This window comes from Paenibacillus pedocola (assembly GCF_031599675.1).
Taxonomy (GTDB): domain Bacteria; phylum Bacillota; class Bacilli; order Paenibacillales; family Paenibacillaceae; genus Paenibacillus_AQ; species Paenibacillus_AQ pedocola.
Map to the genome: position 1 here is coordinate 4,618,456 of NZ_CP134223.1, position 12,994 is coordinate 4,631,449.

Consider the following 12,994-nt stretch of genomic DNA (forward strand, 5'->3'; position numbering starts at 1 on the left):
AGCTCATTCCTTTCCTCGGGCAAATCCTACTGGAACCTGCAAAAGAATTCTCGTTCCCCTGCCTATCCCTGAATCTACATTAAAGGTGCCGCCCACCAGTTCCGCCCGTTCCTGCATGCCAAAGAGGCCAAGTCCGGTACCACTGGGCTCGTCACCCTGATTGAAGCCAATCCCCTCATCCTCAATGAGGAGGCGCAGCACACCGTCCTTTTCGGTAAGGGATACTTTGACTGTGTCTACCTGTGCATACTTCAGGGCGTTCAAGACAGCCTCCTGGCACACACGGTACATAACGGTTTCGATCTCACTCTCATACCGTTTGTCAGCAAGCCTGGATTCATATTCGATGACAAGCCCATAGCTTTGCTCCATCCGTTTGAAGTGTGAACGGAATGCAGCCTCAAGTCCGAAGTCATCAAGTGCAGCTGGCCTGAGCTCCACCGAGAGGTTGCGGATATCCTGCAGAAGCCTTGTCATAGAGACTTCAGTCTGCTTCACTTTCTTCAGCAGCTGCTCATCGGCTGTCATATATTTCAGTACCCGCAGATCAATCACGGCGCTCATCAGCTCTTGGGCAACGCTGTCATGGAGCTCACGGGAAATCCGCTTGCGTTCATTCTCCTGCGCCTCAATGATATGCTTCATCATTTTGTTCTGATAGAACTTCTCTTGGGTTTTGAACTGTCTGGTTAAATCCCTAAGCATAAACACTCTAATATCATTCTCATAGTCTATCGTGTGAAAGGTCGCGGCATAGGGAACGATCCCCTTATCTTTCGTCTCCAGATAGACTTGATAGGAAGTGAACTCCTCGGAGTCCGGAGTACTTAAATAACAATCCAGACAAGTACGAAGCTCCGTTTCACTGGTGTATCCCCGGCAGGTCCCGCAAAGCGCCTTCGGATTTCCCTGATACAGCTGCTTCAGAATATCCTTGTCAACGATATTCTCAGCAGCAGGATTCATCGCCAGCGCTTTCCCTTCCCGGTCAAAAAAGAACATCGCTTCCGTGCTGTTCTCGAACAGCTTCGTCATGAGCAGGCTCGGCAGATCCTTTCCGGGTATGATCAACTCAGCAACAATTCCTTCCCGTTCAAGTCTCCAATACCTTTACGCGCTGTCGCTTCCAGGGCCAGCAGCATTTCACCGGTTACCTCACGCTCTCCCCTGAATCCGCCAAGTAGCACACCAGCGACGCGGGCATCATTCCACATGGGTACAGCACCAATGCTGTTCAGATTCTCCATCTTGGTAATGGGATAATTAAACAATGAATCAGGCTTCACATCTTTCTGCACAGAAGGGAGTAGAAACGGTTTTCCGGTCTTGAACACGATTCCCGCAATCCCTCTTCCGGATTGAAGAACGATCCGCTTGTAACGTTCATTCGTGTTCCCGGAGGCGTATTTCCATCGGATAACGTAGTCATATTCTGCGGGTTCAGCCAGTGCCAGTGACATGAAATCATAACCTAAATCCATGCGGATCCGGTCAAGCTCCAGTTGGTAATCCACCTTATTGGTCATCGTATTCTCTCCTAATTGAACAGGGAAAGAAGTTCGCACTGCTCTCTCCTTTAATTCGATTTATTTCTTCTGTATAGAATATAACTTCTGCCTACATAATTCAACGGAACACTCCACACATGGACCAGCCGGGTAAACGGCCAAAAGGCAAAGATAGCAAACCCGGAGAGAATGTGCAGCTTAAAGGAAAATGGTACATCCGCCATCAGCGACGGGTTCGGACGGAACATGAACAGGCCGCGGAACCAGACGGAAATCGTATCGCGGTAATCAAATTCAGGCTGTACGGCATTCGTTACGATCGTGGAGTACATCCCCATAAACACGATAAACAGAAGGAGTGAGTTGACGATCAGGTCCGAGGCGCTGCTGAGCCGGCGGACATTCTTAATCGAAAAGCGCCGCGAGGTCAGAATCAGCATCCCGAGCAGTGTGGCAGCACCGAAAATCCCCCCGATGTATACCGCGCCGATGTGGTAGAGATGATCACTGACGCCGATGGCCTCCAGCCACGATTTTGGAACCGCCAGGCCGCCGATATGGCCCAGAATAACCGGCATAATGCCCAGATGGAACAGGATGCTGCCGTATTTCAGCTGTTTCTTTTCCACAAATTCACTGGATTTGGCCGTCCAGTTGAACTGGTCTTTCCGGTAACGGAAGATATGGCCTCCGATAAAAATCACCAAACAAACATAAGGGAAAATGACCCATAAAAACTGACCGGACATATTCATTGATGGAGGGCCTCCTGTTCAGCACAAGCTTTAAATGTTTCGCGAAGTCCCTTCACCAGATGGAAATAAGGGCTGTTAACCCGTTCAAGCGCCTTGAGCAGATGGTAGGTTCCATCCTCAAGAATCGCGATCAGCATCCGGAAATTCTCCGGTGCTCCCGGGTCTTCCAGCCATTCTGCGGCATATAGAAATTCACACATGAGCGGAAGAAAATCGGGTAATTCGCCTTCAGGCATCAGAAGCCCGGACATTTCGTACAGAAGCTTCAGTTTGGCGAGCATCTGCCCCCGTTCTTTGGCATCCTCAAACTTAAAATAGGTCATATACAAAGCGCAGTCCTTCTGGAAATCAAAGGTGGCTGCGTAGCTCTCCTGGATCTCATCCAGACTGAAATGTTGCATTAGTGTCCAATAGGTATGAACATGGGCGTAACCCGGGTGACCGCTGTCAAACGCCTCTTCCAGAAAAGCCGGATGAAAATCCAGCTTTTCCGGGTACATGAGCTGCAGGGCGAAATATCCGAAGGATTGCTTGTAATCATGCAGTTTCATCAGATCAATCACGCCAAATCCCCCCGTAGAAATTCTCTTCGTACATCTCCTTGCCGGTTTTCCTTGTGCTCTCGGCAGGGCTGGCCGGTCCGCAGCCGTCACAGCCGGATCCGGAACCCATATCGCCCATAGTGTTGCCGAAGCCGGCTGAGCCTTGGGCACGGTAAGGATTCATATGCTGCTCCTTATGCGAGGTCGGGATGACGAACCGGTCCTCATATTTGGCAATGGCAAGCAGCCGGTACATTTGCTCTGTCTGATGTGCGGTCATTCCGACACGTTCAAGACGGCTAAGGTCAAATTCCTGGCCTACGGACTTAGCCCGCATATAGGAACGCATCATAGCCATCCGCTGCAGGGCTTCCTTAACGGTCTGCGTATCGCCTGCAGTCAGCATGTTCGCCAGATACTGGATCGGTGTACGCATCTCTTCGATGGCCGGGAAGATCATATCGGGATTCTTCAGCGAATCCTTGCCTTCAAAATAATTCATGATCGGGCTAAGCGGCGGCACATACCATACCATCGGCAGCGTCCGGTATTCCGGGTGAAGCGGGAAGGCCAGCTTGTGCTCGATGGCGAGCTTATAGACCGGAGAGTTCTGGGCGGCTTCCAGCCAATCCTCGGAAATGCCGTCTTTTCTGGCCTGGGCAATGACTTCCGGATCATGCGGATTCATGAACAGATCGCATTGCGCTTTGTACAGGTCCTTCTCATCCGGTGTTGAGGCAGCATCCAGAACCTTGTCTGCGTCATACAGCAGGACACCGAGGTAGCGGATCCGGCCCGTGCAGGTCTCGGAGCATACTGTAGGCAGCCCTGCTTCCACGCGCGGGAAACAGAAGGTGCATTTCTCCGCTTTGTTGGTCTGCCAGTTGAAGTACACTTTTTTGTAAGGACAGCCTGTCATGCAATATCTCCAGCCGCGGCAGGCTTCCTGGTCAACCAGGACAATCCCGTCTTCATCCCGTTTGTACATAGCTCCTGAAGGACAGGAAGCGACACAGCTCGGATTCAGGCAGTGTTCACATAATCGCGGCAGATAGATCATGAAGGATTTCTCGAAGTTGAATTTGATCTCTTCCTCGATCTTCTGGATATTCGGATCAAGCGGTCCGGTGACATGCGCTCCCGCCAGATCATCCTCCCAATTCGGCCCCCATTCAAGATCCATCTTTTCACCTGTCACCGCAGAATGGGCACGCGCAACCGGAGAATGCTTCTGCTCGCCTGCATTTGTCAGGTGCTCGTAGTTGTATGTCCACGGCTCATAGTAGTCTTTCATTTCAGGCATATCAGGGTTGTAGAAGATTTTGCCGAGCGCGATCTTGGACAGCTTGTTGCCTGACTTCAGTTCCAGCTTCCCTTTGCGCAGCTGCCAGCCGCCCTTGTAGAGCTCCTGGTCCTCCCAGCGTTTCGGGTAGCCGATTCCGGGCTTCGTCTCTACGTTATTGAACCACATATATTCCGCACCCTTGCGGTTCGTCCAGGTCGTCTTGCAGGTCACGCTGCAGGTGTGGCAGCCGATACATTTATCCAGATTCATCACCATTGCAACTTGCGCTTTAATTTTCAAGCCAATTTACCTCCTTCATTTTACGTACGGCTACGTAGACATCCCGCTGGTTGCCGATTGGACCATAGTAGTTAAAACCGTAGCTGAGCTGAGCGTATCCGCCGACCATCTGGGTAGGCTTCAGATGAATTCGGGTAGGCGCATTGTGGCTTCCGCCGCGGGTATCCGTGATTTCGGAACCCGGTACTTGAATGTGCTTGTCCTGAGCGTGGTACATAAACATAGTGCCTCTCGGCATCCGGTGACTGACAACAGCACGTGCAGTTACGACACCGTTCCGGTTATAAACTTCGAGCCAGTCATTATCTGCAATATCATGGGCCGCAGCATCCTCATTGTTGATCCATACGGTCGGACCGCCGCGGAACAACGTCAGCATGTGCTGGTTATCCTGGTAGGTCGAGTGGATATTCCACTTGCCATGCGGCGTTAAATATCTCAGGACCAGTGCATCCTGTCCGCCCTTCACTTCCTTGTCGCGCGGCCCGAAGACCATCGGCGGCAGGGTGGGCTTGTAGACCGGCAGGGATTCGCCAAACTGCTGGAAGATCTCATGGTCTATATAGAAATGCTGTCTTCCCGTCAGGGTACGGAACGGAACGAGCCGTTCGATATTGGTGGTGAATGGTGAATAACGCCGCCCCTGCTTGTTCGAACCGCTGAATACCGGTGTCGGAATGACTTCCCTCGGCTGGGCGGTGATGCTCTGGAACGTAATCTTCTCTGCCGCCCGGTCTGCCGAGATATCCCGTAGCTCTACGCCGGAATCCTTCTCCGCCGAAGCGTAAGCCTTCTGGGATACACGGCCGTTGGTAGCCGAAGACAGGTGAAGAATTGTATCTGCGGCCTGGCGGGCGGTTTGCAGCTTCGGCAGGCCGTTTTTGATCGTTTCGTCGAAATAAACGCCGCTGAGCCGTTTCAGCTCCTCATATTCTTCGGCGACAGAGAAGCTGATTCCGTGTGCACCTGCCTTACCGGTTATGAGGTTTGGCCCGAGTGAGATGTACTTATCATGGATTTTGGTATAATCACGTTCGACAATGCTGAGATTCGGCATGGTTTTGCCAGGGATCGCGTCCACTTCGCCTTTGGCCCAGTCTTTGACCAGACCCATCGGCTGGGAAATCTCACTTATGGAATCGTGGCCCAGCGGTGTAGCGACAAGGTCTTTATAGACGCCGGGCAGATGGGATTTTGCCATTTCGGAGAATACCTCTGCCAGCTGGCGGTAAATATCCCAGTCTGAACGGGATTCCCACAGCGGATTGACAGCCGGATTAAACGGATGCACGAACGGATGCATGTCGGTTGACGACAGGTCAGTTTTCTCATACCAGGTTGCGGCCGGCAGCACGATATCTGCATAGAGTGGTGTTGTGGTCATCCGGAAATCCAGCGCAACCATGAGATCGAGCTTGCCTTCGACATCCTCCCGCCAGATGATCTCCTCCGGTTTCTGTTCTTCATTCGGCTCAGCCAGCAGCCCGTCGGAGGCTCCGAGCAGATGCTTCATGAAGTATTCCTGCCCTTTGGCGGAGCTTGAAATCAGATTCGAGCGCCAGATGAACAGAGAACGCGGGAAGTTCTCCGGAGCGCCGGGGTCTTCCACAGCAAAGCGGGTTTTCCGTGATTTAATCTCTTCCAGAGTGTGGCTGACAATCTCGGCATTGGTCTTTTTGCCCTGCTGTGCAGCCTCTTCAGCGAACAGAAGACTGTTCTTGTTGAATTGCGGGAAGGACGGCAGCCAGCCGAGCCGTGCAGCCAGCACATTATAGTCAGCCGGATGCTGGTAAGCGACATCTCCGCCCGTCGGGGATTTCAGCGAATCCGTTCCGCTCTCCTCATATCGCCACTGCTCAGTTGCAAAGTAGAAGAATGAGGTCGCATTCTGCTGACGCGCCGGACCCTGCCAGTCCTTGGCAAAAGCCACCGTTGACCAGCCCTCAATCGGACGGCATTTCTCCTGGCCGACATAATGCGCCCAGCCGCCGCCGTTGACGCCTTGGGAAGCGGTCAAGACCACCAGATTCAGAATCGAACGATAGATGGTATCGCTGTTGAACCAGTGGTTGATGCCTGCACCCATGATGATCATGGACCGTCCGCCTGTATCAATCGCATTCTGGGCAAATTCGCGGGCGATTTGCACCACGACACTCGCTTTTACAGTCGTAATCTTCTCCTGCCATGCAGGAGTGTAATGAGAGGACTCATCCTCATAACCCTTGGCATTCAGCGGACTTTCTGTACGCACGACACCATACTGGCTCATCATCAGATCATAGACTGTAGCGACATAACGCTCTGTTCCGTCAGCCAGCCGCATTTTGCGGACCGGAATCATCCGCCGGAACGTGCCGTTGCCGGCATTGTCGAAGTACGGGAACACAATTTCCGTCCACTCTTCCCCGTGGCCTTCGATGCTCAGTGCCGGTTCCACTGTGCTGCCGTCTTCATTTTCAAGGATCAGGTTCCACTTCTTGCCCTCTTCCCAGCGCTGCCCCATGGTTCCATTAGGAACGATCACCTGGCCGGTGGCCTCATCGAAGATTACCGGCTTCCAGTCAGAGTGCGGCGAAGCCTCTCCAATATCACTAGCCCGTAGGAAACGTCCGCCCTTGAGTGCATCCTCATGGGGGTCAAGCAGAATCAGAAACGGCATGTCTGTATATTGCTTCGCATAATTCAGGAACATCGGCTCCTGACGTTCCTGGTAGAACTCATTCAGGATGACATGCGTCATGGCCTGGGCAAGCGCAGCATCCGTACCGGGATTCGGCGCCAGCCAGTTATCGGCGAATTTGACGTTCTCTGCGAGATCCGGCGCCACCGACACGACTTTGGTTCCCTTATAGCGCACTTCTGTCATAAAGTGGGCATCCGGTGTCCGGGTAAGCGGCACATTCGAGCCCCACATCATCAGGTAACCGGCATTGTACCAGTCCGAGGATTCCGGTACATCCGTCTGCTCGCCCCAAATTTGCGGCGAAGCCGGCGGAAGATCGGCATACCAGTCATAGAAGCTCAGCATTTGACCGCCCAGGAGCGAGATGAACCGTGCACCCGATGCGTAGCTGACCATCGACATGGCCGGAATCGGCGTGAAGCCGGCGATGCGGTCAGGGCCGTATTTCCGGATCGTATAGATCAGCTGTGCCGAAATGAGGCGAAGTGCGTCGTCCCAGGCCACACGAATATGGCCGCCTTTGCCGCGTGCCTGCTTGTAGAGGGTAGCCTTCTCGGGATTCTCCACAATACTGGCCCAGGCGTCGACGTAATTGTCATGCTCCTTCAGGGCCGTCTGCCACAAGCGCCACAGCTTTCCTCTGATGTAGGGATATTTCACCCGTAAAGGGCTGTATTCGTACCATGAAAATGTAGCTCCGCGGGGACAGCCGCGCGGTTCGAATTCCGGCATATCCGGCCCGCAGGAAGGATAATCGATCTGCTGGTTCTCCCAGGTAATGATTCCGTTCTTCACAAACACCTTCCAGCTGCATGAGCCTGTACAGTTGACTCCGTGTGTGGTGCGGACTACTTTATCGTGAGACCAGCGCTGGCGGTACATATTCTCCCAATCTCTGTTTTTCTCCTCAAGAATGGACCAGTTCCCGGAATAGCTTTCAACCGGTTTAAAAAAGTTAAGGCCGTATTTTTTCTTCATCGATTACGAACACTCCTTTGCAGAATGAAGGACATGGAAGCGTAAGAGCATACAATCATTCAATTAATACCATTATGGATCTACCAGGCTGCGCTTCCCATTAGGGAAACACCTATTGTGCCTCGGGAATTCCCTTGATCTGAATAAAAAGCAAAAAAGCTTTCCTCACGGGGAGAAAAGCTCTGTTCTGGGGAAGCAAATTTCAAGACGGCAGCTCTATTAGGGACTTCCCTCTTTGTTGGCCGGGGAACTCCTTACCGGGAATTTCACTACTAATCTGTGTGCTATACTGACAAGTGGAATGGCTTTACCGTCCTCTTTTGAAGACGGTACCGTTTCCGCGAGAAATAGAAGGATCATTTATCAGGTGAAACAAATAAATTCTTATATTTTCAAAAAACGAGAGGATGAAGCCTCATGCCAGGACCATCACTACGCCAGCTGCACGCCCATCATGCCATTCATCAGGGCGGGCTGTCCGGTGCTGTAGCCAAGACCGAAGAAGTGGAGGAGCTGCTGGAAGCGAGGGAATTCGAAGTGGCGCGGCAGGCCGCCGATCATTTGATCGAGTACTGGGAGACGCGGATTCTCAGCCATGCCGACGCGGAAGAAGACGGATTCTATCAGGAAATGGCCGAGAAAAATCCTAATCTGCAGGACGCTGTTATACTGCTTACACGTGATCATGAATTATTGCGGATCATCGTAAAAGATGTGAAAGCACGGCTCGCGGAAGAAGGCCTCACACCTGAGGTTCTTCAACAGTTCCATGCGATGCTGGTGGTGAACGCCATTCATAGCCGGGAGGAAGAACGTCTTCTGTTTGAGGAAGCGTGACCTCGTTCTGCGGCTGCAGAATGGCACGCAAGTCATCTTTGTTGACCAGCAGATCCTGCAGTGTATATTCATCCAGCACCTGCAGATAGGCTTGAAGGGCTCTGCCCAGCACACCTTTAAGTCCACATACCGGGGAGATCGGACAGCTGCCGCCTGCGGGATTGAAGCATTCGACTAGATAAAAGTCGTCTTCCATCCGCCGGACGACCTCCCCGACGTTTATATCCCGGGGTTCAAGAGCAAGACGTATTCCTCCCTTTCTTCCTCTCACAGTTTCTATGTATCCCGCCTTTCCCAACTCGTGCGAGACCTTCATTAAATGATTTTTGGATATCTGATAAGCATTTGAAATTTCCTGTATCGTTGACAGCTCATCCCGCTTTTTCGCTCCAAGATAGATAAGAATCCGCAATGAAAAATCAGTGTACAACGTCAGTCTCATATTTATCTCCGATCGCTAGGTATAGTAAGTGATATTTATTACAGATACTATCATAAATATTGTCCATTTTGTTAAAGTGGTATTTTAAATATATCTTTTAATTTAAAATGAGTATATATTAATTTTGTAATAATTGAGAGGGGATGAACATTATTTTATCACAACAAACCCGTGACATTGTCAAATCAACAGCGCCAGTCCTGGCAGAACATGGAACAACCATTACCACCGTCTTTTACCGGAATTTGTTCGAAGCCCACCCTGAATTGCTAAATGTATTTAACCATGCCAACCAGGCGCAAGGCCGCCAGCAGGCGGCACTCGCTAATGCGGTGTACGCAGCGGCTGTCCACATCGATAACCTTGAGAATATTCTGCCGGCCGTAGTCCAGATTGCACACAAGCATGTCAGTCTCGGTATCAAGCCGGAGCATTACCCAATCGTAGGTGAATTTCTGCTGAAGGCGATCAAGGAAGTGCTGGGCGATGCAGCTACGGATGAGATTCTTACTGCTTGGGAAGAAGCCTACGGTGTCATCGCTGATGCCTTTATCGGTGTCGAAGACAGCATGTATAAAGAAGCACGCGAGCAGGAAAACGGCTGGAACTTCTTCAAACCGTTCACCGTTGCACGTAAAGTACAGGAGAGCGGAAACATTACATCGTTTTATCTGAAGCCTGCGGACGGCTCTAATGTACCGGATTATAAAGCAGGCCAGTATATCTCAGTACGTGTGCTGATTCCAGGCGAAAAATATACAATGATCCGCCAATACAGCCTGTCCCAGGCTCCAAAACCGGATGAATTCCGTATCTCCGTAAAACGTGAAGAGGCAAATGATCCGAATGGTGTCGTCTCCGTATATCTTCACAATCAGGTCAATGAAGGAGACACCCTTGAGGTCAGTGCCCCTGCCGGTGAATTCTTGCTGGATGCCACCAAAACTACACCCGTTGCGTTCATCTCCGGCGGCGTAGGCATTACACCGATGATAAGTATGTTTGAGACCGTTGCCACTGTAACGCCGGACCGGCCGACGGTATTCCTGCACTCTGCACGGAACGAAGCGCTCGCCGCTTTCACCCAGGATGTGGAGAAGCATGCAGCAGCCATGAGCAATGTCAAGACCAGAACCTTCTTCTCCGGCGGCCCGGACGGCGTCATTACAGGAGAAACCCTGAAGAATTATGTGGACGTTACCGGTGATGCGTATGTTTGCGGTCCGGTGCCCTTTATGGAAGCCATGATCCGTGAGCTGCATGCACTTGGAATGAAGGAAGAACAAATTCATTATGAGTTTTTCGGCCCGGCCCTGCAATTGGACAATCACTAGTTCTGTGAGTCTGGTCACCCAGGCTCCTTTCCCGCTTGCGTTATGCTTTCTGTAAAGATGCCGTTTATGGCAAGTAAGGTTTACAGGGGGATGCAAAATGGAAAAGGTAGCTGTCAATTATGAGAAAATGTATTATGGATTTCCGGTTATTCTGGTGAGCTTTTACGATGTCAATGGACTCCCGAATGTGACAACAATTTCTTCCTCTTACACGTTGAAGGACATGGTTGTCCTTGGATTCAGCAGCAAGGGTTATGCCATCAGTCAGATTAAAGAGGTCCGTGATTTTGTAATCAATGTGCCTGACCGTTCGATGATGGACGCCATCAGCTATTGCGGAACGAATACTGGTTATGACCTCAATAAATTCGATAATGTAAATCTGACGCATGTCAAATCACAATCCGTTAACGCCCCGATGATCCAGGAGTGTCCAATCGCCATTGAATGTACACTGTCTGATATTATCGAACGGGAGCAGTTCAAAGGCATAACCAATATCCTGGCCCAAATCAAAGGCAGATTTGTCGCAAAGGAATATCTGAACGATGATGGCGGGCTGCAGTCCTCGGAATTCGATAATGTTCTTTATATCGGGGATGGACGTCAGAAGGGATTCAGATATATGCAGTAGATTGAACAATTTTAGATAGTTGAAAAAGCACACGGGCCGCTTCCCGGATCTAAGGTGATCCTGGGGCGGCCCGTGTGCTTTTAACGGGAAAGAAGCCATTTATACAGTACAGCTGCATGATTGTGCATGGAGTCTTTAGCGGCATACACCAACGTAACTTGTTGTTCCAGCGCCCGCTTATTGATCTTTGCAGCAAGGCTTTCGCGCTCCGGCTCCTCCTCCAGTTCCCTGATATAGCGGTCACTGAATGCCGCAAACCGCTCCGGCATTTGGCCGAACCATTTGTGCAGCTCCGGGCTGGGGGCAATATCCTTGATCCACTCGTCGATTGCGGCCTCCTGTTTCGAATCCGGCACGACAGCGCAGAATCAAAGGGAAAAATCCCGTTAATCTCGCCCATCCGGCACGTCATCGCAAAATCAAAGGGAAAAATCCCGTTGATTTCGCTAATCCGGCACGACAGCGCAGAATCAAAGGGAAAAATCCCGTTGATTTCGCTAATCCGGCACGTCATCGCAGAATCAAAGGGAAAAATCCCATTAATCTCACCAATACGGCACGTCATCGCAGAATCAAAGGGAAAAATCCCGTTAATCTCGCCCATCCGGCACGTCATCGCAGAATCAAAGGGAAAAATCCCGTTAATCTCGCCCATCCGGCACGACAGCGCAGAATCAAAGGGAAAAATCCCGTTGATCTCGCCCATCCGGCACGATATCTCAGAATCAAAGGGAAAAATCCCGTTGATCTCGCCCATCCGGCACGATATCTCAGAATCAAAGGGAAAAATCCCGTTGATCTCGCCCATCCGGATGGCGACGGAATCAAAGGTACTTTTACCGTTCAATCCATCGAATAATTCCGCGCGGCCACAGCCTGTCTACAAGTATCCGGTACCCGTCCTCCGGTGCAGCCGGCTCATACATCCGCATCAGGCATATCCGGTAAGGATGGGCAGCCGATGGCCTAGTCCATGTACTTCTCCAAGGACGGCCGGTTCTTGACAATCAGCTGCTTATTTCCAACCAGCTCAATGAGGCCCAAGTCCTCGAAGATGGCAAATTTACGGCTGATCGTTTCCCGCGTAACGCCTACATAACTGGCCAGCTCCTCACGGGAGAGAGGCAGCTTAATATGAATGCCGCTGCTGCGCGGTTTGCCATACTTGTCACTCAGCTCCAGAATCATATAGGCGATGCGGATTTCCGGGTCCTTGGTTGCGAGGCTCTGGGCAAGATTCTCGGTATGGGCCAGTCTTTTGGAGACGGTCTTCAGCAGCTTGATCGTAATATCCGGATTCTCCGAGATAAGCTGCTCCATATCATTTTTGGTCAGCATGCAAATACTTGTATCGGTCAGCGCGTACGCACTGAAATTGCTCAGCTCTTCGCTGTTGAATATATTCAGTTCACCAAAAAATTCTCCGCTTGTCAGCACATGCAGGATTTGTTCTTTTCCCTGAGGCGTCATTTTTGACAGCTTTACCTGTCCCTGCTGAATGATATACAAGGTATCTGTTGGCTGCTCTTCAAGCACTAGCGCCTGGCCTTTGCCTACTTTCCGGTGTCTGATCATGGCGCTGATCCGCGAGAGCTCTCCATCGCTTAACGATGCGAAGATAGGCACTTTACGGGTACAGGGCTCCGCAGCGTTCTGGCAGGAATGTTCCAACATTCTTATCCCTCCTGGTATC

13 protein-coding genes and 1 pseudogene are annotated in these 12,994 nt (G+C 51.2%); 4 read left to right on the plus strand and 10 right to left on the minus strand.

The genetic code is table 11. The features are described 5' to 3' along the window. Positions 1 to 3: 3 nt before the first annotated feature. Genes QU597_RS20575 through QU597_RS20600 form a run of 6 tightly spaced genes read right to left on the minus strand, consistent with a single transcriptional unit; the run spans position 4 to position 8,054 of the window. A complete protein-coding gene (locus QU597_RS20575; protein ID WP_310833366.1) occupies positions 4 to 1,035 on the minus strand; it encodes a sensor histidine kinase in 1,032 nt (343 codons plus the stop codon). 32 nt (positions 1,036 to 1,067) lie between these two features. After that, complete coding sequence (locus QU597_RS20580; protein ID WP_206101398.1) at positions 1,068 to 1,526, minus strand: GAF domain-containing protein; 459 nt, start codon at positions 1,524 to 1,526, stop codon at positions 1,068 to 1,070. Positions 1,527 to 1,576: 50 nt separating this feature from the next. Continuing rightward, positions 1,577 to 2,263, minus strand: a complete 687-nt coding sequence (gene narI / locus QU597_RS20585; protein ID WP_310829619.1) for a respiratory nitrate reductase subunit gamma — start codon at positions 2,261 to 2,263, stop codon at positions 1,577 to 1,579. Next, a complete protein-coding gene (gene narJ, locus QU597_RS20590) occupies positions 2,260 to 2,826 on the minus strand; it encodes a nitrate reductase molybdenum cofactor assembly chaperone (RefSeq protein ID WP_236332435.1) in 567 nt (188 codons plus the stop codon). The genes narI and narJ overlap by 4 nt, the downstream gene beginning before the upstream one ends. Further along, positions 2,819 to 4,390, minus strand: coding sequence for a nitrate reductase subunit beta (gene narH, locus QU597_RS20595; protein ID WP_310829620.1), 1,572 nt, complete (start codon positions 4,388 to 4,390; stop codon positions 2,819 to 2,821). Before narH ends, narJ begins: the two co-directional genes overlap by 8 nt. Then, the gene (locus QU597_RS20600) at positions 4,380 to 8,054 is read right to left on the minus strand and encodes a nitrate reductase subunit alpha (RefSeq protein ID WP_310829621.1); all 3,675 of its coding nucleotides are present in this window, start codon (positions 8,052 to 8,054) and stop codon (positions 4,380 to 4,382) included. Before QU597_RS20600 ends, narH begins: the two co-directional genes overlap by 11 nt. Positions 8,055 to 8,471: 417 nt before the next feature. Between QU597_RS20600 and QU597_RS20605 the strand changes: the two genes are divergently transcribed. Further along, on the plus strand, positions 8,472 to 8,891 hold the full coding sequence (locus QU597_RS20605; RefSeq protein WP_310829622.1) for a hypothetical protein: 420 nt from the start codon (positions 8,472 to 8,474) through the stop codon (positions 8,889 to 8,891). 16 nt (positions 8,892 to 8,907) lie between these two features. Here the strand turns inward: QU597_RS20605 and QU597_RS20610 are convergent. Continuing rightward, positions 8,908 to 9,333, minus strand: a pseudogene (locus QU597_RS20610) (RrF2 family transcriptional regulator); the annotation flags it as partial. A gap of 152 nt (positions 9,334 to 9,485) precedes the next feature. On the opposite strand from QU597_RS20610, the gene hmpA reads away from it, so the two are divergent. Then, on the plus strand, positions 9,486 to 10,667 hold the full coding sequence (hmpA, locus tag QU597_RS20615) for an NO-inducible flavohemoprotein (RefSeq protein ID WP_310833367.1): 1,182 nt from the start codon (positions 9,486 to 9,488) through the stop codon (positions 10,665 to 10,667). Positions 10,668 to 10,764: 97 nt separating this feature from the next. Then, entirely contained in the window at positions 10,765 to 11,301 is a 537-nt protein-coding gene (locus QU597_RS20620; RefSeq protein WP_310829623.1) for a flavin reductase family protein, read from the plus strand. A gap of 80 nt (positions 11,302 to 11,381) precedes the next feature. On the opposite strand, the gene QU597_RS20625 is transcribed toward QU597_RS20620, so the two are convergent. Continuing rightward, positions 11,382 to 11,657: a DUF488 domain-containing protein gene (locus tag QU597_RS20625; RefSeq protein ID WP_310829624.1), complete on the minus strand. Its 276-nt coding sequence runs from the start codon at positions 11,655 to 11,657 to the stop codon at positions 11,382 to 11,384. On the opposite strand from QU597_RS20625, the gene QU597_RS20630 reads away from it, so the two are divergent. Beyond that, the gene (locus QU597_RS20630; protein ID WP_310829625.1) at positions 11,630 to 12,160 is read left to right on the plus strand and encodes a hypothetical protein; all 531 of its coding nucleotides are present in this window, start codon (positions 11,630 to 11,632) and stop codon (positions 12,158 to 12,160) included. The two genes, QU597_RS20625 and QU597_RS20630, sit on opposite strands and share 28 nt — an antisense overlap. On the opposite strand, the gene QU597_RS28800 is transcribed toward QU597_RS20630, so the two are convergent. Next, positions 12,138 to 12,233 carry a DUF488 family protein, N3 subclade gene (locus tag QU597_RS28800; protein WP_369698829.1) on the minus strand — a complete coding sequence of 32 codons (96 nt, stop codon included), beginning with the start codon at positions 12,231 to 12,233 and terminating at the stop codon, positions 12,138 to 12,140. The genes QU597_RS20630 and QU597_RS28800 overlap by 23 nt on opposite strands. A 34-nt stretch (positions 12,234 to 12,267) precedes the next feature. Beyond that, the gene (locus tag QU597_RS20635) at positions 12,268 to 12,975 is read right to left on the minus strand and encodes a Crp/Fnr family transcriptional regulator (protein WP_310829626.1); all 708 of its coding nucleotides are present in this window, start codon (positions 12,973 to 12,975) and stop codon (positions 12,268 to 12,270) included. Positions 12,976 to 12,994 lie beyond the last annotated feature (19 nt).